The sequence below is a fragment of the Pantoea sp. EKM10T genome, assembly GCF_011800685.1.
Taxonomy (GTDB): Bacteria; Pseudomonadota; Gammaproteobacteria; order Enterobacterales; family Enterobacteriaceae; genus Pantoea; species Pantoea agglomerans.
Window position 1 is genome coordinate 18663 of record NZ_JAALEU010000018.1, and the last position, 23936, is coordinate 42598.

The window sequence follows — 23936 nt, forward strand, 5'->3', positions numbered from 1 at the left end:
ATTTATGGTAACCCTCTATCTTGCTTCCGGTTCACCGCGTCGTCGTGAGCTGTTAACTCAACTTGGTCTGACATTCGAGCGCATCGTGACTGACGTTGAAGAGCAGCGTCAGCCGAACGAAGCGGCGGAGATCTATGTCCGCCGTCTGGCCAATGATAAAGCGCAGGCGGGTGTCAAACTGGCCGCGCAGGATCTGCCGGTGCTGGGCGCGGATACGATTGTGGTGCTGAATGGCGAAGTGCTGGAAAAGCCGCGCGATGCCGCTGATGCCCGCGCGATGCTGTGCAAACTCTCTGGTCATACGCATCAGGTGATGACGGCGGTAGCGCTGGCCGACAGTCAGCAGGCGCTGGATTGCGTCGTAACCACTGATGTGACATTCCGCACCTTAACCGCCACCGACATCGACGACTATATCGCGACCGGCGAGCCAATGGATAAAGCGGGTGCATACGGTATTCAGGGCAGGGGAGGAAACTTTGTCCGCAAAATTAATGGAAGCTACCATGCAGTGGTCGGATTACCCTTGGTTGAGACAGGGGAGTTGATCAGCCATTTCGAGTCACTGCGTGCCGTAAGGGGTCAACATGACGGCTGAATTACTGGTAAACGTCACGCCTTCTGAAACACGTGTTGCCTATATTGACGGCGGCATACTGCAGGAAATTCACATTGAGCGTGAGGCGCGGCGCGGCATCGTTGGCAATATTTATAAAGGCCGTGTAAGCCGTGTTCTGCCCGGCATGCAGGCCGCCTTTGTTGATATCGGTCTGGAGAAAGCGGCCTTTCTGCACGCCTCAGATATCATGCCGCATACTGAATGTGTGGCGGGCGACGAAAAGAAAAACTTTATCGTGCGGGATATCGCCGAGCTGGTGCGGCAGGGACAGGATCTGGTGGTTCAGGTCGTCAAAGATCCGCTTGGCACCAAAGGTGCCCGGCTGACCACTGACATCACGCTGCCTTCACGATACCTGGTCTTTATGCCAGGCGCATCGCATGTGGGTGTCTCTCAGCGTATTGAGAGCGAGAAAGAGCGCGATCGGCTTAAAGCGGTCGTGGCTGACTACTGCGACGATCTGGGCGGCTTTATTATCCGTACCGCCGCAGAAGGCATCGGGGAAGAGGAGCTGGCGCAGGACGCGGCTTTTCTCAAACGACTCTGGACCAAAGTCAGCGAGCGTAAAAAGCGCAATCAGACCCGCTGCCTGCTCTACGGTGAGCTGGCTCTGGCCCAGCGTATTCTGCGTGATTTTGCGGGCGCGGCGCTGGATCGCATCCGGGTCGACTCCCGCCTGACCTGCGATATGCTGGTGGAATTTACCGGTGAATATATCCCGGAAATGGCCGGTAAGCTGGAGCTCTACAACGGTAAACAGCCTATTTTCGACCTGTTTGACGTCGAAAATGAGATTCAGCGCTCGCTGGATCGCAAAGTTGAACTAAAGTCAGGCGGATATCTGATCATCGATCAGACCGAAGCGATGACCACCATCGATATCAACACCGGTGCGTTTGTCGGCCATCGTAACCTTGATGAGACGATCTTTAATACCAATGTTGAAGCCACTCAGGCGATCGCACGTCAGCTGCGACTGCGTAATCTTGGTGGCATCATCATTATCGACTTCATCGATATGAGCAACGAAGACCATCGCCGCCGGGTATTGCATTCGCTGGAAAGCGCGCTCAGTAAAGATCGGGTTAAAACCGGTATTAATGGTTTCTCGGCGCTGGGTCTGGTGGAGATGACGCGTAAGCGTACCCGCGAAAGTATTGAGCACGTTTTGTGCCAGGATTGCCCGGTCTGCAAAGGGCGCGGCACGCTGAAAACCGTTGAAACGGTCTGCTATGAAATCATGCGGGAGATTGTCCGGGTTCATCACGCTTATGATTCTGACCGCTTTCTGGTCTATGTTTCACCGACGGTGGGTGAGGCGTTAAAAACCGACGAGTCTCATGCACTGGCTGAAGTCGAAATCTTTGTCGGCAAGCAGGTTAAAGTTCATGTCGAAGCGCTCTACACTCAGGAGCAGTTCGACGTGGTGATGATGTAACGCCAGCCCGGTCACCGGTTTCTTCGGATATCGGGCTGAAAAATCGCCCTTGTTTGAGATAAAATGCGCGTTTTAACGCTTTTATCGGGAGACGGTCGGGTATGAGAACCAACTATCCGTCGTTTACGGAACACAAGGAGAGGCGTGAGTGAGGCAGTTGCCGAGGATTTTGTTACTGCTGGTCGCGGCAATCATCGTGATTGTCGCGCTGCTGGTCAGCGGATTGCGTCTGGTGATGCCGCATCTCGACAGCTATCGCAGCAACCTTCTGCAATACATCTCCGACAGCAGCGGCGTGCCGGTCAACGCCAGCCAGTTACAGGGTAAATGGGAGAATTTTGGCCCAACCCTGCAGGTTCGCGATCTTAGCGTCGATCTGCATGAGAACGGCAAACTCACTATCAAACGCATCAATCTGGCTCTCGACGTCTGGCAGTCCCTGCTGCACTGGCGGTGGCAGTTTCGCGATCTGACCTTCTGGCAGTTGCACCTCGATACTAATCGCCCGCTGCTGGATAACGACAAAGAGAAAAACAGCTTCCGTCCGGCGCAGATAAACGAACTCTTCCTGCGTCAGTTTGACCACTTTGACCTGCGTGACAGCACCATCCGTTTCCGCACCCCTTCCGGTCAGCATGCTGAGCTGGCGATCCCGCGACTCACCTGGGTCAATGAAGATAACCGCCACCGGGCCGAAGGCGAAGTCAGTCTGTCGAGCTTTACCGGCCAGCACGGCGTGGTCCAGGTGCGGCTTGATCTTAACGACAGCAACGGTTTACTCAATGATGGCCGCATCTGGATGCAGGCCGACGACGTCGATATGCGCCCGTGGCTGGGCCGTTGGGTGCGTGACAATACCCGGCTGGATAGCGCCCGATTTAGCCTGGCGGCCTGGGTTAACCTGCGCGATGGCGACATCTACGCCGGTGATCTGCTGCTGCGCAAGGGCGGAGCCAGCTGGCAGGGCGAGACCGGACGACACCGCATTGAGGTCGATGGGCTGACCGCGCATCTGTCACGTTTCCAGAATGGCTGGGTGGTCAATGTGCCACAAACCCGGCTCAGCACCGACGGCCACGCCTGGCCCGCCGGTCACTTCTCTCTGTTATGGCGTCCTGAAGATAAGCAGATGCTGGGACCGGATGGTCAGCCGGAAGTGCGCGTTCGCGCCACACAGCTGGTGCTGAGTCATATTGCGCCGATCGTTCCGCTGTTTGCGCCGCTCTCTCCGGCGCTGTTTGAAAACTGGCAGACGCTGCAGCCACAGGGCACCATCGATGGCCTGGCGCTGGATATTCCGTTACAGCAGCCTGAAAAAACCCGCGTACAGGTGAAGTGGCGTGATTTCAGCTGGCAGCACTGGAAACTGTTGCCGGGCATCAGCCATTTAAGCGGTGAAGCGCGCGGCAGCCTGAGCAATGGTCAGGTCAGTGTGGATATGGGGGCGGCGACCGTTCCCTATGGCGACATGTTCCAGGCTCCGTTAGAGATTAAGCGGGTGACCGGTGCGCTGCGCTGGCTGAATGATGATCATGGCCTCACGCTGGCGGGCGAAAATCTTGACCTGGAGGCGCGCTCGCTCTGGGCGCGCGGCGACTTCAGCTACCAGCAGAATAGCGGCGGTGAGCCTCGTCTGGATATTCTGGCCGGTATCCGGCTTACAGATGCGGGCGATGCCTGGCGCTACTTCCCGGTACCGCTGTTGGGTAACAGCCTGACGCACTATCTGAGTGGGGCAGTGAAGGGTGGCAAGGTGGACAACGCCACACTGCTGTTTGCCGGTAATCCGGCGCTGTTCCCGTTCAAGCATAATGATGGCATGTTCCAGGTCTGGGTGCCGCTTCGCCAGGCAACCTATGCGTTTCAGCCCAAATGGCCAGCGTTAAGCAATCTCGATATCGACCTTAACTTCCTGAATGACGGTCTCTGGATGAAAGCGCCGGTGGCGAAACTGGGCGAGGTGGACGCGCGCAACGTCACTGCGGTGATCCCCGACTACCTGAAAGAAAAACTGATCATTGAAGGTGATATCAGTGGTGAAGGCCAGCAGATCGCGGACTATTTCGGGCAGACTCCGCTGAAACCTTCACTGGGTGCCGCGCTGGAACAGCTGGAAATCAAAGGCCGCGTCGGCGGCCGCCTGAATCTGGATATCCCGCTGGATGGTGAGCAGGTTCATGCCCGTGGCAATGTGGACCTGAACAATAATTCGCTGTTTATCAAACCGTTAAAAACCACCATTAACAATCTTTCCGGGCGCTTCCGTTACGACAACGGCAATCTGGCCAGTGAGGATCTGCGTGCGAACTGGTTTGGTCAGCCGATGGGCGTGCGTTTCAGCACCAAAGAGAATCCGGACGACTTTGGCGTGAACGTCAAACTTCAGGGCGACTGGCAGCCCGCTAAAATCAGCCAGCTTCCTGCAGCCGTCAGCAAGCAACTGGGCGGAAATCTGCCGTGGCAGGGCGACGTCAATATTACGCTGCCCCATCATGGCGGGGCGCGTTATGACGTGACGCTGAACGGTAATGCAAAAGAAGTAAGTAGTCACTTACCTGCACCGCTCGATAAGAAAGCCGGTGAGGCGATGCCAGTCGCAATCAAGGCCAGTGGCGACCTGCACCATTTCGATCTCAGTGGCAGCGTCGATGCAAACCATCGCTTTAACAGCCGCTGGTTGCTGGAGCCGACGCTGCGCGTCGATCGTGGCATCTGGCTGAATGATGCGCAGAAAACACCTGCTCTGCCCGATCATCCCGGCATGGTACTGAACCTGCCCGCGCTGGATGGCGAGGCCTGGGTGGCGATGATGGCCGCAGGGGGAGCATCCGGGGGCAGCGAGTCAGGCGGCGGCCTCAAAACGGGTGGCGTTACGCTGCCCGGCAATATCACGCTTCGTAGCCCGGCGGTCACCCTGGCCGGGCAGCAATGGCATGAGGTTGAAGCGACACTGGCTCAGAGTGCGGGCGGCAAGGGCCAGGTCGGCATCAGGGCTAAAGAGCTGCGTGGTGCGCTGGCAATGGCACCGAAAGCACCGTGGCAGGTGAACCTGGATTACCTTTACTACAATCCGCAGTGGGATAACGGTGAAGGCAAAGGCGGCAAAGCGCCACCTCAAAAAGCCACGAACATTAACTTCAGCCAGTGGCCCGCTTTACAGTTGCGCTGTAAAGAGTGCTGGGTGCTGGGTCAGAAATATGGTCAGGTCTCCGCGATGCTGCAACCCCGCGGAGATACGTTAGCGCTTACTAACGGAAAAGTGGATACTGGCAGCTCACAGCTGAAAATCAACGGGGAATGGGTTAACCGCCCGGACGACCAGCGCACTTCGCTGAAGGGCACGCTGAAAGGCCCGAATATTAATAACGCGACCAACTGGTTTGGGGTCAACACGCCGCTGCGCGATGCGCCATTTGATATTGCGTATGACCTGCACTGGCGCTCTGCCCCCTGGCAGCCCTCGGCAGAGACGCTGAGCGGCACCCTGAAGACCCACTTTGGCAAAGGCCAGATCGCCGATGTGAATACCGGTGCCGCCGGGAAAATTCTGCGGCTGGTGAGCTTTGATGCGCTACTGCGCAAGCTGCGCTTCGACTTCAGCGACACCTTCACCAATTCTTTCTACTTCGACTCGATTAACGGCACCGCCTGGATCGAAAACGGCATGATGCGCACCGATAATCTGCTGGTGGATGGCCTGGAAGCGGACATTGCGATGCAGGGTAATCTCGATCTGGTGAAGCGTCAGATCGACATGGAAGCGGTGGTTGCGCCGGAAATATCCGCCTCGGTCGGTGTGGCGACAGCTTTTGCCATCAATCCGGTAATTGGCGCGGCGGTGTTTGCCGCCAGTAAAGTTCTGGGACCCCTGTGGAACAAGATATCGCTGCTGCGTTATCACATCAGTGGCCCGCTGGATAAACCAGAAATCAATGAAGTGCTGCGTAAACCGCGTGAAACTGACAACAAGTGAATTTGACGCCGTACCGGAATTACCGCAGGCTATGATTATCTGAGCACATAATGAGTGAGAAACGATGACTCTGAACCTGGTAAGTGAGCAGTTACTGACTGCTAACGGCATTAATCAGCAGGACCTATTTTCCCTGTTAGGGCAGCTTTCAGAACGTCGTCTGGATTATGCCGATCTCTATTTTCAGTCCAGCTTTCACGAATCCTGGGTGCTGGAAGACAAAATCATTAAAGATGGCTCCTACCATATCGATCAGGGTGTGGGCGTGCGTGCGGTCAGCGGGGAGAAAACCGGCTTCGCCTATGCAGACCAGATCACGCTGAATGCACTGCGTCTCTCCTCTGAAGCCGCACGCAGCATCGTACGCGAACAGGGAAATGGCAAGGCACACACGCTCTCTGCCGTGATGAACCGTTCGCTCTATCAGGCTATCGATCCGCTGAGCAGCCTGACACGTGAAGACAAAATTGCCCTGCTGCATCGCGTTGATAAAGTGGCTCGTGCGGCTGATCCGCGCGTGCAGGAAGTCAATGCCAGCCTGACCGGCGTTTACGAGCAGGTATTGGTAGCCGCGACTGACGGCACGCTGGCGGCAGATGTCCGTCCGCTGGTTCGCCTCTCTATTAGTGTCCAGGTGGAAGATCAGGGCAAACGTGAACGCGGCGCAAGCGGCGGCGGTGCGCGTACCGGTTATGCGTTTTTCCTGGCAGATGAAGATGGCGAAGTCCGCGCTGACGCCTGGGCGCGTGAAGCAGTGCGTATGGCGCTGGTGAATCTCTCCGCCGTGGCCGCACCTGCTGGTGCGTTGCCAGTGGTACTGGGTGCGGGTTGGCCGGGCGTGCTGCTGCATGAAGCGGTCGGTCACGGTCTGGAAGGCGACTTCAATCGCCGTGGCACCTCGGTGTTCAGCGGTAAAATTGGTCAGCAGGTTGCGTCTGACCTCTGTACCGTGGTGGATGACGGCACCCTTGAAGGGCTGCGCGGTTCACTGGCAGTAGATGATGAGGGCGTTCCCGGTCAGTACAACATGCTGATTGAGAATGGTGTACTGAAAGGCTACATGCAGGACAAGCTGAATGCGCGACTGATGGGGGTTAGCCCTACCGGTAATGGACGTCGTGAATCCTACGCGCATCTGCCGATGCCGCGCATGACCAACACCTATATGCTGGCTGGCAAGTCATCGCCGCAGGATATTATTGAAAGCGTTGAGTATGGCCTCTATGCGCCGAACTTTGGTGGCGGTCAGGTGGATATCACCTCCGGCAAATTTGTCTTCTCAACCTCAGAGGCTTATCTGATTGAGAACGGCAAAATCACCAAACCGGTTAAAGGCGCAACGCTGATTGGTTCCGGCATCGAAGCGATGCAGCAGATCTCGATGGTGGGTAATGACCTGGCGCTGGATAAAGGCGTCGGCGTCTGTGGTAAAGAGGGACAGAGCCTGCCGGTCGGTGTCGGTCAGCCGACCCTGAAGCTGGATAAACTGACCATCGGCGGCACCGCCTGATGTGACCCCAACAACCCGCCGCCCGGCGGGTTGTCAGAATGCTGACAAATCCATAGCCGGATGAACCTGGCAGCAATGCAATAGCTGAAAGCGCAGGGAACACGGGCAGAGGAGGAAAGCGTCCCGCGCCACAGATGGCGCGGGCCGAGCGTGTCTGGGATGATGGATTTTGCGTCTTTCCGATCTGACCGTGTTCCCTTCGCTGGCTGGGTCTTACAGCTGGTCGGGACAGATGTTGTCAACAATTTATTGTTAGCTTTTACGGTGCTGCTGATACTGTTCAGCCACCTGTTCAAAATAGCCGGTCAGATAATCGATACAGACCTGCACCTTAAGCGGTAACTTATCCTTCTCGGTATAGAGCGCGTAGACCGGGCGCGGATCGGACTGATACTGCGGAAACAGAATATCGATCTCGCCTGCGGTGATCTCATCAATCACCCACATCATCGGCACATAGGCGATGCCATTGCCCGACTTCAGCCAGCGAATCAGCGTCAGGGAATCATTGGTCACAAAACGTCCCTGGGGTGCCAGGCGTGTCACTAATCCTTCCGGCGCAATCAGTTCGAAATTGTTGTCGGGCCGTACGCTATATTCCAGCCAGGAAAAATTATCGATATCACCCGGCTTCTCCGGCGTACCATGCTGCGCCAGATAGCTTTTTGCGGCGCACACCACCATCGGCATCGCACCCAGGCGACGCGAAAATAAGCTGGAATCTTTTAACGCTCCCACCCGAATCACCAGATCCAGACCATCCGCGATCAGATCCGGGGCCGGAACGCCGGTGACCAGATTCACACTCAGCCCCGGATATTCCCGCAGCATATCGCTGGTCATGCCGGCTAACACGTTCTGCGCCATGGTAGAGGAGCTGCCAATTCGCAGTACGCCAATGGGCGTATTGTTAAAAGCGTAAAGCTGTTCATGCACCTGCGTCGCTTCGGCCAGCATACGGCGACAGCCCTGATAATAGATTTTGCCCGCTTCGGTCAGCCCGATACTGCGGGTACTGCGATTCAGCAGTTTCACCTGCAATGCATCTTCCAGTTTCGCGACGATCTGGCTGATTGATGAGACGCTCAGATGAAGCTGACGCGCCGCAGCGGTAAACGAACCCAGTTCCACCACTTTAGCGAAGACAGACATGCCTTTCAGTCGTTCCATTATTTACTCTGACTTAAAAGTGATTTAGATCACATTCTGTAGAAAACTTATAGTCAGGCGCGTTATTATAAGCGCGCCGGGGTATTTCCCGGTGATTCTTCATTGCCTGATACCCTTCGATGATACGCTATTATTAAGCCAGCTGCGGTTCGGATAACGCTTCCAGAGGGTTTTCCTGCGACATCTGAAGAGGCATGAGTATCCCGGCAAGGTCGAACTAAGGATTTGTGATGAGTGTGCTTCCGGTATTTGTCATGTTTGGGCTCTCTTTTCCGCCCATTTTCATCGAACTTATTATTTCACTGATGCTGTTCTGGTTAGTGAAACGCGTGCTTACGCCGAGCGGTATCTACGATCTTGTCTGGCATCCGGCACTTTTTAATACAGCGCTTTACTGCTGTGTGTTTTACCTTGTCTCCCGTTTATTAGTCTGAGGTTTAAGTGAAAGCACTCATAAGAAAAATCGCGCGCTACGCGATTACTATCCTGCTGGTCATCATCGCAGTGGTCATTATTTTCCGTGCCTGGGTCTTCTATACCGAATCGCCCTGGACCCGTGATGCGCGTTTCGCCGCTGACGTGGTGGCGATCTCCCCTGACGTTACCGGCCTGATTACCGAGGTTCCGGTACACGACAACCAGCTGGTGAAGAAGGGCGATACGCTGTTTGTGGTTGACCGGCCGCGCTATCAAAAAGCGCTCGATCAGGCGCAGGCGGATGTTGAATATTACCAGGCACTGGTCAGTGAGAAACGTCGCGAAGCCGGGCGCCGTAACCAGCTGGGCACCTCCGCCATGTCGCGCGAGGCTATCGAGCAATCCAATAACGATTTGCAAACCAGCGAGCACCAGCTGGCGAAATCGGTGGCGACACGCGATCTGGCGAAGATTGACCTTGAGCGCACCACGGTGAAAGCGCCATCCGATGGCTGGGTCACCAACCTGAATGTCTACCAGGGTGAGTTCATTACCCGTGGTTCGGTTGCCGTGGCGCTGGTTCAGCAGCACTCTTTCTATGTGCTGGCTTACCTGGAAGAGACCAAACTGCACGGCGTGGAGAAGGGCTTCCGCGCGGAAGTCACCCCACTTGGCAGCAACATCGTGTTGCGCGGCACCGTAGACAGTGTGGCGGCTGGCGTCACCAACAGCAGCAGCTCGGTCGACAGCAAAGGCATGGCAACGGTGGACTCCAATCTGGAGTGGGTGCGTCTGGCGCAACGTGTGCCGGTGCGCATCCGGCTTGATCAGCAGCCCGGCAATCGCTTCCCGGCGGGCACGACAGCGACAGTGGTGATCACCGGTCAGGCCGATCGTCAGCCTGAACAGGTTTCACCGATGGTCCGACTGTTTAATCGCCTGCGTGAGTTTGGTTAAGAGGGCGATATGATCGAGTTCCTGCGGTTCCCGGTAAAGCTCACCTTTGCGCTGGTGTTAGCGCTGATGGTGGGTTTTCACTTTAACCTTGAAACGCCGCGCTGGGCGGTGATGACCGCCGGTATCGTGGCTGGCGGTACCGCGTTTGCGGCCGGGGGTGACCCCTATTCAGGGGCGCTGCGCTATCGCGGCGTTTTGCGTATTATCGGGACATTTATTGGCTGTATCGCCGCGCTGACCATCATGATTGCCACCGTGCGTGCACCGGTCGTGATGCTGCTGCTGTGCTGCATCTGGGCAGGGCTCTGCGTCTGGCTCTCTTCGCTGATCAAGGTAGAAAACTCTTACGCGCTCGGACTGGCGGGCTACACCGCGCTGATTATTGTGGTGACGGCTAATGCCAGCGGCGGTCTGACGCTGGTGCCACAATATGCGGTAGAGCGCTGCAGTGAAATCGTACTCGGCATTCTGTGTGCCATTCTGGCCGACATGATTTTCTCACCCCGTTCGATTAAAAAAGTGATCGACGCTGAGGTCGATTCGCTGCTGGTGGCACACTATAACCTGCTGCAACTCTGCGTCGCACACGGTGATAAAGAAGAGGTCGACAAAGCCTGGAGCGCGCTGGTACGCCGCACCACGGCGCTGAACAGCATGCGCAGCCAGCTGATGATGGAATCCTCACGCTGGAAGAACAGCAATCGCCGTTTGCAGATGCTCAATACGCTGTCACTGACGCTGATTACACAGGCAGCCGAAACCTTTCTGATCCAGAATTCCCGTCCTGATTACATTCCGCCCCAGTATCGTCTGATGGTTGAAAAACCAGCCTTGACCGTTGAAGAGGTGCATAAGCGGATGAAAGTGATGCGGCGGGTGATTGGTGCCAGCGGCAAATCAACGCCGGTCACGCTGGCCAGCTGGGTAGGCACTGCTACCGAATATCTGCTGCTGCTGAAAGGGATCAAAAGTAATAGCCGGATCACCTCGCTGGAAGAGGAGATTCTGCAGCGCGAAGTGGTGATCCAGGCGCGTTCCGCTGAAACGCATCATGCGATGATCAACGGTATCCGTACCTTTGTGGCGACCGCGCTGGGTTCGCTGTTCTGGCTCTATACCGGCTGGACCTCTGGCAGTGGCTGCATGGTCATGCTGGCTGTCATCACCGCGCTGGCGATGCGCATGCCCAACCCGCTGATGATGGCAAAGGACTTTCTCTACGGCATGACGGTCGCGGTTCCGCTGGGTGCGCTCTACTTTATGTATGTTCTCCCGGCGACGCAGCAGAGCGCACTGCTGCTCTGCATCGCAATCGGCCTGCTCGGTTTTATCGGTGGTATTTTCATTCAGCGGCGTCAGCTTGGCACGCTGGGGGCGTTGATTGGCACCCTTAACGTTCTGGTGCTGGATAATCCGATGGAATTCCACATTAACGTCTTTCTCGATAACGTTCTGGGCCAGGTCATCGGCTGCTTCGTGGCGATGATGGTGATCCTGCTGATTCGTGATAAATCAAAAGCGCGCACCGGCCGCAAGCTGCTGAACCGCTTTATGTATGCGGCTGTCTCTGCCATGACGACCAATCAGGCGCGCCGGCGTGAAAACCATCTGCCAGCGCTCTATCAGCAACTGTTTCTGCTGCTGAACCTGTTTCCGGGCGATATCAACAAATATCGCATCGCCCTGACGCTGATCATCGGTCATCAGCGGTTACGCGACGCAGAAGTGCCGGTGAATGCCGATCTTTCTGCTTATCACCGGCAGTTGCGTTACACCGCTGACCGGGTGATCTCCGCCAGCAGCGATGACAAGCGGCGTTACTACTTTGAACGTCTGCTGAAAGAGCTGGATGTCTATCAGGAAAAGCTGGCCCATTACGAGGCTCCCGCCAGCGTAACGGAACCGGTAAAACGACTGGCTATGATGCTGGATAAGTACCAGAACACGCTCATCCAAATCTGAATCTGGCCGCTGTGACCTGCAGCGGCCTGCGCAATCCCCACCCATCACAAAATCTGTCGCTTTTGCCAACTATACTCTCCAGACGGAAGAGCAAAACTGACAGGAGCGAATCAATGAAATCACTGCAAGAGAGCGAACTGTTCCGGACCGGCTATTTAGCGGACGGCCAGTGGCATCAGGCGGCCTCTACCTTTGACGTGACCAATCCGGCGACCGGTGAGGTGATTGCACAGGTGGCGAAAGCGGGTAAAGCTGAAACGGAACAGGCTATCGCCGCAGCGGAGCGCGCATTTCCCGCCTGGCGGGCGCAGACTGCAAAAGCGCGCGCTGAAATTCTCACTCGCTGGTACCAGCTGATCATTGAGAACAAGCGCTGGCTGGGACAGCTGATGACGACCGAACAGGGCAAGCCCCTGAAAGAGGCGGAAGGGGAAGTAGAATACGCCGCAAGTTTTATTCAGTGGTTCGCCGAGCAGGCGAAACGGACCAATGGTGAAATTATTCCGCCAGCTAAACCCGGCTCCCGTATTCTGGCAACCCGCGAACCGATTGGCGTTGTGGCTGCCATTACGCCGTGGAATTTCCCGATGGCGATGCTGACCCGCAAACTGGGGCCAGCTCTGGCTGCCGGCTGCACCGGCATTATTAAACCTGCCAATAACACGCCACTCTCCGCCTTTGCCCTGCTGGCGCTGGCGAAGGAGGCAGGCGTGCCTGATGGTGTACTGAATGCGGTAGCCGGTGATACCCATGCTATCAGCGATGCCATCATGGCCAGCAAAGCGGTGCGTAAAATCTCGTTCACCGGCTCCACCCAGGTGGGCAAGCTGCTGATGCGTAATGCTGCCGAAACCATGAAAAAAGTGTCGATGGAGCTGGGGGGGAATGCCCCTTATATCGTGTTTGACGATGCCGATATTGATGCCGCCGTGCAGGGCGCCATTGCCAACAAATTCCGTAATGCGGGCCAGGTGTGCGTCAGCGTAAACCGCTTCTACATTCACAATGCTATCTATGATCGTTTTACTCAGCAGCTGGCTGCCGAAGTGAACAAGCTGAAGGTGGGCAACGGCATGGAAGAGGGCGTGATTGTCGGGCCATTGATTGAGGCATCGGCGGTGGAAAAGGTTGAGCAGCACGTCAATGATGCGGTAGCAAAAGGTGGCAAATTACTGGCGGGTGGCGAGCGACATGCGCTGGGTGGCAACTTCTGGCAGCCCACTGTGATTACTGAGGCGCACGAAGGGATGCAGCTCGCGCAGGAGGAGACCTTTGGTCCGGTGGCTGCCTGTTTCCGCTTTGATGATGAAGATGACGTCATCCGCCGTGCTAACGATACGCCGTTCGGCCTTGCCGCATACTTTTACACGCAGAATCTGCAGCGGGTATTCCGTGTTTCAGCCGCGCTGGAAAGCGGCATGATCGGCATTAATGAATGTGCCGTATCAACCGAGCTGGCGCCGTTTGGTGGTGTGAAAGAGTCGGGGCTGGGCCGCGAAGGTTCGGTACTCGGCATGGAAGAGTATCTGGAGGTCAAAGCGCTGCACCTGGGCGGTTTGAGCTAGCGGACAGTAACGGGCGGCGCAGGTCGCCCGCAGACGGAGCATGGGAGCCGTCAGCATGAAAATCGAGCGTTTTGATTTTAATGAAATTGTCGATCAGGCCCATTTCTTCCGCCAGTTCAGCGAGCGATTTGCGCTGGAGGAGCACCGCATCTGCGATCTGGATGGATTATGGGATGTGGTGACGGGCGATCTGTTACCGCTGCCGCTGGAGATTGAGTTTGTTAATCTGGGCAGGGGACAGCGACGGCGTTATGGCGCGCTGATTCTGTTATTTGATGAAGCGGAAGAGGAGCTGGAAGGTCAGCTTCACTTTAATGTCAGATAAAACGTCAGATGAAAAAAGGCCCCGGCGAGCGGGGCCAAAGGGTTCGTCATACATCTGACGAGGAATTACTTATAAAGCTGTGCGGTGATGTGATAGTTATCACCGGTGCGCGCCTCAATAACTTTATAGGCGCTGGCACCCTGTTCATCCGCTTTCTGAGAAAGCTCAGCGCGGTAATCCATTGGCGATCCCGCGGTTCCACTGATGGTCACGGTGCCCGCAGGCTGCAGGTTCTGCGTCTGATCGCCGGTGACCAGCTGTGCGGCTGATGCGCCGAACGCCATAACGGAAAGCAGACTGACTGTAGCGATGGTTGTTTTGATATTCATGATTATCTCCTCAATACTTTCAACAACCTGCGGTTACTCGTAAAGGCGGGTCGTCGATATCTTCTGACGCCCTTCAGGCGTCATCACGGTTAATTATTTATAAAGCTCAGCGGTGACATGCCAGGTGTTATCCTGGTTGTTTTCGATGATGCGATAGTGGCTTGCGCCCTGGGCATCCGCTTTCTCTGACAGCACCTGACGGATATGCGTCTGGTCGCCATTTCGTCCACCAATGCTGATGGTCTGATTCATTGGCTGCAGACCCTGTGCCTGTTCATTGGACACCAGGCTGGCGGCGTTAGCACCCACTGAGAACAGGGATGCCAGACTCAGTGCAGCGATAGCTAATTTCATTTTCATGGTCAACTCTCCTGAAATTTCTGCTTCAGCTCTCCGGAGCGCAAAAGGGCGCGTCAGACAGAGAGCAGATGGCATTATCGGTTACGCCTTAGTTATACAGTGCGGCGGTAGCGTGATAGTTGCCGTTGTTGTATGCCTCAATCACGCGATAGGCTTTTGCGCCCTGCTGATCGGCTTTGTCGCTGAGTTTCTGTTTGATATCCATCGGTGAACCCGCCACGCCGCTGACACTGATGGTGCCGACAGCCTGCAGATTCTGCGCCTGTGACGCATCAATAGATTCTGCTGCCACAGCACCAAATGAGAGTGCGGAGAGAATGCTCAGGGTAGCAATGGTAGTTTTTACGTTCATAGATTTTTCCTCGTCGTCTATTTTTATCTTTTTATTTAGTGTGATTTGCATCACGAAAAGAAGTATAGAACTAATAACGTCAGAAATTAATACCCCGCTAATAATGTTTTTTTGTGATTCTTTATCCTTATGGCTACTTTTAATAACTTAACGTTATAAAAAAAGGATAAAAATTAACCTTTAAGCCACTTTTAATTGCAAAAACAGTGAGATAGATCACTTTAACTTTTAGTGCGAAAGTCGGGGGTGTATCGGGCTGGAGTTTGATCTGGATCCGGGCAATGGTGCCGGTTCAGTGATGTAAAGCAGTGTAAAATAGCGCAGAAAGTAAAGCAGAGTTATCGATGTGACCAACAGCCGGGCGTGTAAAAGCAGGCTTAATACTTATCCAGAGCGGGTGACTATTGTGGAAAGGGGTGAGCAGAAAGAACGAACTGACGAACTGACGAACTGACGCATGATGGCCGGTCGTCAGTCCGCGATCAGAGTTCCTGTTCAAACAGGGTGAGGATGGCACCGTGCAGCTGCTTAACGGTGAAGTCACGCGCGCGGGTAATAAAGATTGTGTCATCACCCGCGATGGTACCCAGAATCCCGTGCGACTTACCCAGTGAATCCAGCATACGTGCAATCAGCTGTGCTGCGCCGGGACTGGTATGAATCACTACCAGGGCATCGTTGTAGTCGATATCCAGTACCAGGTTTTTTAACGGGCTGGTGGTGGTCGGCACACCCAGCTCAGCGGGCAGGCAATAGACCATCTCCATCCTGGCATTCCGGGTGCGCACTGCGCCAAACTTGGTCAGCATTCGCGAGACTTTGGACTGATTGATATTTTCAAAGCCCTCGTCCTGAAGCGCCTGAACAATTTCGCCCTGGGAACTGAATTTTTCTTCTTTTAATAAGGCTTTGAAAGCCTTAACCAGATCGTCTTGTTTCGATGGGTTTCGCATAGGTTACCAATAAATAGAGAGAATAACCGCGCATCCGCCCGCGGCAGAGTGGTGATTATGCATTTATATGCATTTTTATGCAATCGTTCGATTGATGAGCAGCGTCCGGGCGGCTAGCGGGCGGCGATAATAGCAAATAAATCCGCTCAGACCAAAACACGCGTCACAGCCCCGGAAGGCGAAGGTTGCAAAGTTGTTATATTATTGGTGGTGTAGTAACAGAAAACGCACGTAGCCGTTCTCTGTCTGACGACGGCAAAGTTGTCGGTCATTCAGGTGCAATGATAAGTAACTTTTGAATCCGGAGATTAAGTGTGAAAACACGTAGAATTAACAACGGATATTTATCATCGCCTGAGCAGTTGATTAAGGTCTGACACAGATAGAATTTCGGCCCATCTCTGCCCCACCTTAATAAGGAGTTAAGAATGAAAGTTGCCGTTCTCGGTGCCGCTGGCGGCATAGGCCAGGCGCTCGCACTTCTGCTCAAAACCCAGCTTCCCGCAGGTTCAGAACTCTCGCTGTATGACATCGCGCCGGTTACGCCGGGTGTTGCCGTTGATCTCAGCCATATTCCTACCGCAGTGGCTATTCAGGGATTCAGTGGAGAAGACGCCACGCCTGCCTTACAGGGTGCCGATGTGGTACTGATTTCCGCGGGTGTCGCACGTAAGCCCGGTATGGATCGCGCCGACCTGTTTAACGTTAACGCAGGCATCGTCCGTAACCTGATCGAACAGGTTGCCACAACGGCACCTAAAGCGTTGATTGGTGTCATCACCAATCCGGTCAATACCACCGTGGCCATTGCGGCAGAAGTGCTGAAAAAGCACGGTGTTTACGACAAAAATCGGCTGTTCGGCGTGACCACGCTGGATATCATTCGCGCCAATACTTTTGTGGCTGCATTGAAAGGCAAGCAGCCTGACCAGGTGGAAGTCCCGGTCATTGGTGGCCACTCTGGCGTAACCATTCTGCCGCTGCTGTCGCAGGTTAAAGGCGTCAGCTTCAGCGATCAGGAAGTGGCTGATCTGACCAAACGCATCCAGAACGCCGGCACCGAAGTGGTGGAAGCCAAAGCGGGTGGCGGCTCGGCCACGCTGTCGATGGGCCAGGCAGCCGCACGTTTCGGTTTGTCACTGGTACGCGCGCTGAAGGGTGAAGCTAATGTGGTGGAGTGTGCTTACGTAGAAGGCGAGGGTGAACATGCGCGCTTCTTCTCCCAGCCGCTGCTGCTGGGTAAAAACGGTGTGGCTGAACGCAGGCCGATTGGTACCCTCAGCGCTTACGAACAGCAGGCGCTGTCAGGCATGCTGGATACGCTGAAGAAAGATATCGCCCAGGGCGAAGAGTTCGTTAAGCAGTAACTGACGGCTCAGACTTGCAATAACGCCCGGCTTTGCCGGGCGTTTTACTTGTTGGCAAATCCAGGCCCGTCTTGCTATAAGATTGAGCCCGCGAAGGAAACACGGTCAGATCGGAAAGACGCAAAAGCTGTCATCCATGACGTGCTCGGCCCGCGCCATCCCTGGCTCGGGACGCTTTCCTCCTCTGACCGTGTTCCCTGCGCTTCAGGTTTATGCACCGCTGTAAGATTAAAACTGATCAGAGTGTGTCAGCAGAATGAAAACGCCCGGCTCAGCCGGGCGTTTTGCATTACAGTCCGCCAGACTTATAGGCGCGGGCAGCGGGTGTGCCGTTGCTGGCAGGCAGCTTCTTACCCAGGGTTTCCATACGCATCTGGAACGGCGGGAACGGCATCTCAATACCGTGCTGATCAAATCCGCTCAGAATCAACTGATGCAGTTCGTGACGCAGCGGCATACGGTGTCCCATCTCAGCAGCATGCACACGAAGTTCAAATAACTGAATGCCCTGCTGCAGATCGACCAGGAAGGCTTCCGGTTGCGGCGTGTCCAGGACATAGCTGCAGCGCTCAGCCGCCTGGATCAGAATGGTGGTCACCTGTTCACTGCTGACTTTCGCCGGAGCCGGAATGGTGAGCACCACGCGCGTCACGGAATCGGACAGCGACCAGTTAATAAACTGCTCGGTGATAAAGGCCTTGTTCGGCACGATGATCTCTTTGCGGTCCCAGTCGGTTATGGTGGTCGCGCGGGTATTAATTCGCGTGATACTGCCGGTCAGGTCGCGGATTGTCACGGTATCGCCGATACGAATCGGCTTTTCGAACAGGATAATCAGACCTGAGATAAAGTTGGCAAAAATCTCCTGCAAACCAAACCCCAGTCCCACACCCAGCGCGGCAACCAGCCACTGCAGCTTCGACCACTCAATACCAATCATTGAGAAACCAATCAGCCCGCCAATCAACAGCAGCAGATATTTGGTCAGTGTGGTGATGGCGTAACCCGTACCTGGCGTCAGATTAAGATGCTGCAACAGCGCCAGCTCAAGCAGCGCGGGCATATTGCGCACCAGCTGGGTGGTGATAATAAACACCAGAATGGCGATCAGCACTGACCCCAGGGTGATGGGCTGAATCGACTCTACGCCCTGCACTGAGGTACTGACGTCCCACAGCTGAATATTCTCCAGGAAGCCAAAGGCCGAATGGATTTCTGACCACAGCACAATCACAGAGACCAGGGCGATAAGCATCAGGATAGAGCGTACCAGCCGCAGCGACTGCGCACTGATCGCATCCAGGTCAATTACCGGCTCTTCAATTTCAATCGCATCAGTGTTCAGAGAGCCTTGCTCCTTCTCCTCTTCACTGCGCGCACGGTTAGCCAGCATATCGGCACGGCGCTGACGGGCGCGATCAAAGCCAAGACGGCGACGCTGAATAAGCATCCAGCGCCGGATAATGTGATAGATAACCAGCAGCAGGAACCAGATGGCGACAGAGGTTTCCAGTCGCGCCAGCAGCGCCTGCGCGGTAGCCAGATAACCCACAGCGGAGGCGAGAGCCGCCATCAGCGGCATAGCGATCATCAGGTTCCACAGCATCCGGTTCACCATGTTCTCGCCATTTCCCTCTTTATCGAGATAGAGCGGAATCCCGGAACGCTTCAGGCTCACGGTGACAATGCTGATTGCCCCGCAGATCAGGATGAAACAGAGACGACCCAGCGACGAGGAGAACTGCCGATCTTCCAGATTACCAAAGGCGATCAGCAACATAATCAGCGGCACAATTAATCCGATGCTCAGCGAGTAGTAGCGCATGGCGCGCGCCACCCGGTTTTGCGGCCAGCGGAAATGCACAATGAACAGGCCGTTAGGACGGGCAAAGGCAGCGCTGATCATAAACGCCCACAGCAGCGGCAGCGTGGCGGTAATGCCATCACCAATCGCTACGGCGATAGGGTAGGGCCAGGCGTTCTGCAGGCCATAACCCAGCGCACCCCATAACACCGGCAGCGGCAGCGCCACCAGGATCGACCAGAACAGGGTACGGATAGTCAGGCGGAAACGATCCTGCGTGACCTTGCCGACTTTGCTGGCGGAACGGTCAAGGAAAGCATTGAAGTGGCGGCGCGAACTGATGCTGAAGCCGACCAGCAGCAACGCACCAATAATCGGCAGCACCGAGTTGCGGCTGGTAAACATCATCGCCATCGCTTTGCCGAGCTGACCCAGCGTATCCAGCGACAGCAGACGGGAAAGATCTTTGGCCAGATCCAGCGGATAACTCAAACCAATCGGGTTAACGTCGGCGGTCCAGAACAGATAGCGGTGCGTCGCCTCTTTGACTTCCGTCAGCGCATCCTGCAACTGCGTGTTGCCAACCTTGAGCTTGGTGATCTCCAGAATCAGCGTGTCACAGCCGGAAATCAGCGAATTGAGCAGTTCCCTCTGAGTGCGTAGCTGCGCATCAAGAATACGCTTCTGGTCTGCGGTGAAGGGCTGACCATCGGCCTGCCGTCCCTTGCGCAGCGCCTCCTGGCGCTCCAGCAGATCTTCATAATTGAGACGCTGCACGCGAAGCTGTGCCATCTCATTATCAATCTGCTGCGACTTGGGCATCTCCGGCAGACGCGCGACCTGCGCCCGTAGCGCTTCGCCCAGCAGATTAGAGGCACCCAGCCACTGCGACTGTTCACGCAGGGTAGAGAGCGCCTGACGGACCTGAATAATCTGGTTAGTGGCCAGTCGCTGCTGCGACGCCACCAGATCCATGCGCTGCGCCTGCTGATTGAGGGCAACCGAGAGTTCGCGGTTAACCCGAAACTGATCGCTGATCTCTGGCGGAAGATCGCCACTGTTTTCTGCCAGTTGCTCGGTGCGGGCCAGCGCGACTTCGGCTTCACGTTGCCGCTGATCGTTGAGCTGGTTGCGCAGCGCCTGAAGATAGTTATCGAGCTGAGTCGCTTTGCGCTGGTGGGCTTCAGCCCGCATCCGCGCCAGTTCCTGACGGTTGTTGGCAGAGAGCTGTGCCAGCTCAAGTTCATCGACCAGCGCTTTATTCGCGGCGCTTTCCGCCTGGCGAGCCGCCAGCTGCAGCTGCCCCTGTGGCGAACTGCTGCTGACGCTCTGCAAACGGCGTTCACTCTCCGTCATCGCCCGGCGTGCTTCCGTCTGCTGCTGCGGCAGTTGCGACAGCGAATCACTGATTTCCCGCGCCCGATCCTGCTCCTGCCGTGCCTGACGCCCCTCTTCCAGCAGCTGGCTGCTGACCTGCAGGATCTCCTGATCCAGCTCGGCGCTGCTCATGTTGTTGCGCACGGTTTTCCCGCTGTCACTCAGCGCGGCGATCTGCTGACGCAGTTCGCGCGCCAGACGCGGAAAATCATCAATAACCTGCTGATATTGCGCCGCGCGCTCCAGCGATTCATCGCGTTCAGAGAGAAAGTTTAAGGCGGCTTCAATCGTCTGGATCTGTTCAGCCTGCGAGGGTGAACTTTTGGCCGATTTTATCTCTTCCAGCTGCTGTTTGAGCTGGCTGGCATCAGGAAGGCTGGCCGCGAAGGCCGGGCTGCTGAGCCACAGGCTCAGCAGCAGGAGGAGAATCGAACGCACAGAGGACACTCAATTTAATCGACGATGACGTCTGAAATGTCTGTCGCGACCGGCAGCGCAATCGCCAGCGGTTGACCCAGACGGGTTTTGCTTTCTGCTTCCAGGCTTTCAGCCAGTTTGACGCGGCCAGGTGCGAACAGATTGATGACGGTAGAGCCAAGCTTGAAGCGGCCCATTTCCTGGCCTTTCAACAGCACCACGGCGCTTTCATCATCCGCTGCCGGATAGTGCCAGCGCTTGATCACGCCTTCACGCGGTGGCGTGATGGTGCCAGCCCAGACGGTTTCGATGCTGCCGACAATGGTGGCACCCACCAGGATCTGCACCATCGGCCCGATATCGGTTTCGAAGTAGCAGATGACGCGCTCGTTACGGGCGAACAGGTTGGGAATATTACGCGCGGTCAGCGGGTTGACGGAGTAGAGGTCGCCAGGCACATAAATCATCTCACGCAGGATGCCGTTGCACGGCATATGGACGCGGTGATAATCGCGGGGCGCCAGATAGGTGGTGACGAACTCGCCATCAACAAATTGTGCCGCCATCCGCTCATCACCTGCCAGCAGGGCGTCAATGGTGTAGTGATGACCTTTAGCCTGGAAAATCTGATCGCCATCAATGTGGCCGAGCTGGCTGATAGCGCCATCCGCGGGCAGGGCGATGAGATTGGCATCGGCATCCACCGGACGCGCATCGTCTTTCAGCGGACGAACGAAAAAGTCATTAAAGGTGCGATAGCTGGCGGTATCGGGCTTACGCGCTTCCGCCATGTCGACTTTGTAAAACCAGACAAAGATGTCAATGACCAGTTTGGTCAACCAACCACCGCGGCGACTGGCGCCCCAACCGGCAAGTTCAGTCAGCCATTTCTTCGGGAGAATATGATTCAAGCCGAGTTTTAAACGATCAAACACCTTAGCCTCCTGGCTATTTTATGACGTTGTAAAAAAGGGGGCGGATTGTAGCAGCGCCCCGTTCAGATGGCGACTATACCCGAATTCCGGCACGCTGCACGGTCTGGACGCGCGACTGGAATGCACCTCGCAAAATGCCCCGGCTTATCCGTTCAGACGCGGTTATACCGATTAACTTTCACCATCAGGGAAATTTTTACGCGTTTTTACCTGCGCCATGCTCTCCAGGATACGGTGGTAGTTATCAAAACGGGACCTGTTGATTTTGCCCTGTTCGACCGCTTCGCGAATGGCACAGCCGGGATCGCTGCCGTGTTTACAATCGCGGAATTTGCAATCGCCAAGGAATGCGCGGAATTCGACAAATCCGCGGGTAATTTGTTCCGGCTCAAGATGCCATAAACCGAACTCACGCACGCCGGGTGAATCGATCACATCGCCGCCGTCCGGGAAGTGATAAAGGCGCGATGCGGTGGTGGTGTGCTGGCCTAAGCCTGAGCCATCCGAAACCTCGTTAGTCAGAATAGCGACCTGCTCTTCTTTGTCGAAGCCGAGCAGGGCATTCAGCAGACTCGATTTGCCGACGCCAGACTGACCGGCAAAGATACTGATGCGGTCGGTCAGCGCCGCTTTCAGGTCGTCCATGCCGTTTTTCGCCCGGCTGGAGACCATCACCACGCGATAGCCAATATTGCGATAGATATCCATCTGCTTATCGACAAAGGCGCGCGCCTTGTCATCCAGCAGATCGGTTTTGTTCAGTACCAGCAACGGTTCAATATCCAGCGTTTCGCTGGCAACCAGATAGCGGTCGATGATGTTTAACGACAGTTCAGGCAGGATTGCGGAGACGACGATGATCTGGTCGATATTCGCCGCCATCGGCTTCACGCCGTCGTAAAAATCGGGGCGGGTTAATACGCTGGTGCGCTCATGCACCGCTTCAACAATACCTTTGTTGCCGCTGGTTGCCGGACGCCACAGCACCCGGTCGCCGGTGACCAGCGAACGAATGGTTCGGCGGATATTGCAGCGGTGGGCGACGCCTGCGCTATCCTCAACATCAGCGTGCATGCCAAAACGGCTGACAACGACCCCATCTGCAGCTTCACCAAACAGGTTGTCATCCGCTTCCGGACGCTCTCTGCGTTGGTTGAGACGGCGATCGTGGTTAGCGCTTACGCGGCGTTGTTGGCCCTTCGACAGTTTATTTTTACTCACTCACCCTCACAGCGTTAGCCAGATTTCGCCCGGCTGGGCAAAACGTCTATGATACACCTTATTCATCGTAAATGACGACTACAGCAACCGCAGGAAACAGCATGGCTACTGGAAATGAACAGAATCTGATCTGGATTGATCTTGAGATGACCGGACTTGATCCGACGCACGATCGCATTATTGAAATTGCGACCCTGGTGACTGACGCCAACCTGAACATTCTGGCGGAAGGGCCGGTCATGGCCGTTCATCAGTCCGATGCGCAGCTGGCGCTGATGGATGAGTGGAATGTCCGCACTCATACCAACAGCGGTCTGGTTGCGCGGGTGAAGGAGAGTCAGATTGACGATCGCGCAGCAGAGCTGGCGACCATTGAGTTCCTGAAACAGTGGGTTCCGGCGAACACCTCGCCTATCTGCGGCAACAGCATCGGGCAGGATCGTCGTTTCCTGTTTAAGTATATGCCTGAGCTGGAAGCGTACTTCCACTATCGTTATCTGGATGTCAGTACCCTGAAAGAGCTGGCTCGTCGCTGGAAACCCGATATCCTTCCTGGCTTCAAAAAAGGGGGGACGCACCAGGCTCTGGATGATATCCGTGAGTCCGTGGCGGAGCTGGCGTACTACCGCGAACACTTTTTGCAGCTTTAATCGGCGACGGGTGCGCATGAAATCACCAGGTTGCTGATTTAATCAGCAAACGCGCTGAAAGCGAAAATTTTTGCTTTCAGACGCTTGCAGCAGCAACGATTTCTCGTATAATGCGCACCCCGTACCGGTGAAGAATTTATTAACGGTACAAGGCGCGGGAATAGCTCAGTTGGTAGAGCACGACCTTGCCAAGGTCGGGGTCGCGAGTTCGAGTCTCGTTTCCCGCTCCAGTTTT

The 23936-nt window shown here is 55.6% G+C and carries 19 protein-coding genes and 1 tRNA gene; 12 read left to right on the forward strand and 8 right to left on the reverse strand.

The annotated features are described in order from the left end of the window. Positions 1-4 precede the first annotated feature (4 nt). From HFD95_RS21390 to tldD, 4 genes are all read left to right on the forward strand, one after another. Positions 5-598, forward strand: coding sequence for a nucleoside triphosphate pyrophosphatase (locus HFD95_RS21390; RefSeq protein WP_010256046.1), 594 nt, complete (start codon positions 5-7; stop codon positions 596-598). Then, complete coding sequence (gene rng, locus HFD95_RS21395) at positions 588-2057, forward strand: ribonuclease G (protein ID WP_003855268.1); 1470 nt, start codon at positions 588-590, stop codon at positions 2055-2057. Before HFD95_RS21390 ends, rng begins: the two co-directional genes overlap by 11 nt. A gap of 148 nt (positions 2058-2205) precedes the next feature. Further along, positions 2206-6030: an AsmA2 domain-containing protein YhdP gene (gene yhdP / locus HFD95_RS21400; RefSeq protein WP_064690032.1), complete on the forward strand. Its 3825-nt coding sequence runs from the start codon at positions 2206-2208 to the stop codon at positions 6028-6030. A gap of 64 nt (positions 6031-6094) precedes the next feature. Beyond that, positions 6095-7540 carry a metalloprotease TldD gene (gene tldD, locus HFD95_RS21405; protein WP_010699816.1) on the forward strand — a complete coding sequence of 482 codons (1446 nt, stop codon included), beginning with the start codon at positions 6095-6097 and terminating at the stop codon, positions 7538-7540. Between the two features lie 252 nt (positions 7541-7792). Here tldD and aaeR read toward each other — a convergent pair whose 3' ends face one another. After that, on the reverse strand, positions 7793-8710 hold the full coding sequence (gene aaeR / locus HFD95_RS21410; RefSeq protein WP_010256055.1) for an HTH-type transcriptional activator AaeR: 918 nt from the start codon (positions 8708-8710) through the stop codon (positions 7793-7795). Between the two features lie 230 nt (positions 8711-8940). Between aaeR and aaeX the strand changes: the two genes are divergently transcribed. The 5 genes from aaeX (at position 8941) to HFD95_RS21435 (ending at position 13936) form a co-directional block, all read left to right on the forward strand. Then, positions 8941-9144: a p-hydroxybenzoic acid efflux pump operon protein AaeX gene (aaeX, locus tag HFD95_RS21415; RefSeq protein ID WP_010256058.1), complete on the forward strand. Its 204-nt coding sequence runs from the start codon at positions 8941-8943 to the stop codon at positions 9142-9144. A gap of 7 nt (positions 9145-9151) precedes the next feature. Continuing rightward, the gene (gene aaeA, locus HFD95_RS21420) at positions 9152-10084 is read left to right on the forward strand and encodes a p-hydroxybenzoic acid efflux pump subunit AaeA (RefSeq protein ID WP_010256061.1); all 933 of its coding nucleotides are present in this window, start codon (positions 9152-9154) and stop codon (positions 10082-10084) included. A 9-nt stretch (positions 10085-10093) separates the two neighbouring features. After that, the gene (gene aaeB / locus HFD95_RS21425) at positions 10094-12046 is read left to right on the forward strand and encodes a p-hydroxybenzoic acid efflux pump subunit AaeB (protein WP_158148962.1); all 1953 of its coding nucleotides are present in this window, start codon (positions 10094-10096) and stop codon (positions 12044-12046) included. A gap of 113 nt (positions 12047-12159) precedes the next feature. Beyond that, positions 12160-13611 (forward strand): NAD-dependent succinate-semialdehyde dehydrogenase, encoded by a 1452-nt coding sequence (locus HFD95_RS21430; RefSeq protein WP_033780631.1) that lies wholly within the window; start codon positions 12160-12162, stop codon positions 13609-13611. A 55-nt stretch (positions 13612-13666) separates the two neighbouring features. Beyond that, on the forward strand, positions 13667-13936 hold the full coding sequence (locus tag HFD95_RS21435) for a barstar family protein (protein ID WP_167423940.1): 270 nt from the start codon (positions 13667-13669) through the stop codon (positions 13934-13936). 65 nt (positions 13937-14001) lie between these two features. Here HFD95_RS21435 and yhcN (HFD95_RS21440) read toward each other — a convergent pair whose 3' ends face one another. The 4 genes from yhcN (HFD95_RS21440) to argR form a co-directional block, all read right to left on the reverse strand. Further along, complete coding sequence (gene yhcN / locus HFD95_RS21440; protein WP_010256072.1) at positions 14002-14265, reverse strand: peroxide/acid stress response protein YhcN; 264 nt, start codon at positions 14263-14265, stop codon at positions 14002-14004. Between the two features lie 93 nt (positions 14266-14358). Next, the gene (locus HFD95_RS21445) at positions 14359-14625 is read right to left on the reverse strand and encodes a YdgH/BhsA/McbA-like domain containing protein (protein ID WP_010256074.1); all 267 of its coding nucleotides are present in this window, start codon (positions 14623-14625) and stop codon (positions 14359-14361) included. A gap of 88 nt (positions 14626-14713) precedes the next feature. Next, positions 14714-14977, reverse strand: coding sequence for a peroxide/acid stress response protein YhcN (yhcN, locus tag HFD95_RS21450; RefSeq protein WP_022623941.1), 264 nt, complete (start codon positions 14975-14977; stop codon positions 14714-14716). A gap of 482 nt (positions 14978-15459) precedes the next feature. Further along, a complete protein-coding gene (argR, locus tag HFD95_RS21455; RefSeq protein WP_010256080.1) occupies positions 15460-15930 on the reverse strand; it encodes a transcriptional regulator ArgR in 471 nt (156 codons plus the stop codon). Positions 15931-16358: 428 nt separating this feature from the next. Between argR and mdh the strand changes: the two genes are divergently transcribed. Further along, entirely contained in the window at positions 16359-17297 is a 939-nt protein-coding gene (mdh, locus tag HFD95_RS21460) for a malate dehydrogenase (protein ID WP_010699812.1), read from the forward strand. 289 nt (positions 17298-17586) lie between these two features. Here mdh and mscM read toward each other — a convergent pair whose 3' ends face one another. The 3 genes from mscM to rsgA all read right to left on the reverse strand — a co-directional run bounded on the left by mscM (position 17587) and on the right by rsgA (position 23051). Beyond that, positions 17587-20916 carry a miniconductance mechanosensitive channel MscM gene (mscM, locus tag HFD95_RS21465; protein ID WP_010256086.1) on the reverse strand — a complete coding sequence of 1110 codons (3330 nt, stop codon included), beginning with the start codon at positions 20914-20916 and terminating at the stop codon, positions 17587-17589. A 14-nt stretch (positions 20917-20930) separates the two neighbouring features. Further along, positions 20931-21830 (reverse strand): archaetidylserine decarboxylase, encoded by a 900-nt coding sequence (gene asd / locus HFD95_RS21470; protein ID WP_010256089.1) that lies wholly within the window; start codon positions 21828-21830, stop codon positions 20931-20933. Positions 21831-22001: 171 nt separating this feature from the next. Next, positions 22002-23051: a small ribosomal subunit biogenesis GTPase RsgA gene (rsgA, locus tag HFD95_RS21475; protein ID WP_010256092.1), complete on the reverse strand. Its 1050-nt coding sequence runs from the start codon at positions 23049-23051 to the stop codon at positions 22002-22004. A 101-nt stretch (positions 23052-23152) separates the two neighbouring features. Here rsgA and orn point away from each other — a divergent pair, with 101 nt between their 5' ends. Next, positions 23153-23701 carry an oligoribonuclease gene (gene orn, locus HFD95_RS21480; protein WP_010256094.1) on the forward strand — a complete coding sequence of 183 codons (549 nt, stop codon included), beginning with the start codon at positions 23153-23155 and terminating at the stop codon, positions 23699-23701. Positions 23702-23855: 154 nt separating this feature from the next. Further along, positions 23856-23931, forward strand: a tRNA-Gly gene (locus tag HFD95_RS21485). Positions 23932-23936: the final 5 nt, after the last annotated feature.

Bases quoted from the DNA above. Each gene is read 5' to 3' on its own strand.
- HFD95_RS21390 (WP_010256046.1), top strand. From the start codon at position 5: ATGGTAACCCTCTATCTTGCTTCCGGTTCACCGCGTCGTCGTGAGCTG.
- rng (WP_003855268.1), top strand. From the start codon at position 588: ATGACGGCTGAATTACTGGTAAACGTCACGCCTTCTGAAACACGTGTT.
- tldD (WP_010699816.1), top strand. From the start codon at position 6,095: ATGACTCTGAACCTGGTAAGTGAGCAGTTACTGACTGCTAACGGCATT.
- aaeR (WP_010256055.1), bottom strand. From the start codon at position 8,710: ATGGAACGACTGAAAGGCATGTCTGTCTTCGCTAAAGTGGTGGAACTG.
- aaeX (WP_010256058.1), top strand. From the start codon at position 8,941: ATGAGTGTGCTTCCGGTATTTGTCATGTTTGGGCTCTCTTTTCCGCCC.
- aaeB (WP_158148962.1), top strand. From the start codon at position 10,094: ATGATCGAGTTCCTGCGGTTCCCGGTAAAGCTCACCTTTGCGCTGGTG.
- HFD95_RS21430 (WP_033780631.1), top strand. From the start codon at position 12,160: ATGAAATCACTGCAAGAGAGCGAACTGTTCCGGACCGGCTATTTAGCG.
- HFD95_RS21435 (WP_167423940.1), top strand. From the start codon at position 13,667: ATGAAAATCGAGCGTTTTGATTTTAATGAAATTGTCGATCAGGCCCAT.
- yhcN (WP_010256072.1), bottom strand. From the start codon at position 14,265: ATGAATATCAAAACAACCATCGCTACAGTCAGTCTGCTTTCCGTTATG.
- HFD95_RS21445 (WP_010256074.1), bottom strand. From the start codon at position 14,625: ATGAAAATGAAATTAGCTATCGCTGCACTGAGTCTGGCATCCCTGTTC.
- yhcN (WP_022623941.1), bottom strand. From the start codon at position 14,977: ATGAACGTAAAAACTACCATTGCTACCCTGAGCATTCTCTCCGCACTC.
- argR (WP_010256080.1), bottom strand. From the start codon at position 15,930: ATGCGAAACCCATCGAAACAAGACGATCTGGTTAAGGCTTTCAAAGCC.
- mdh (WP_010699812.1), top strand. From the start codon at position 16,359: ATGAAAGTTGCCGTTCTCGGTGCCGCTGGCGGCATAGGCCAGGCGCTC.
- orn (WP_010256094.1), top strand. From the start codon at position 23,153: ATGGCTACTGGAAATGAACAGAATCTGATCTGGATTGATCTTGAGATG.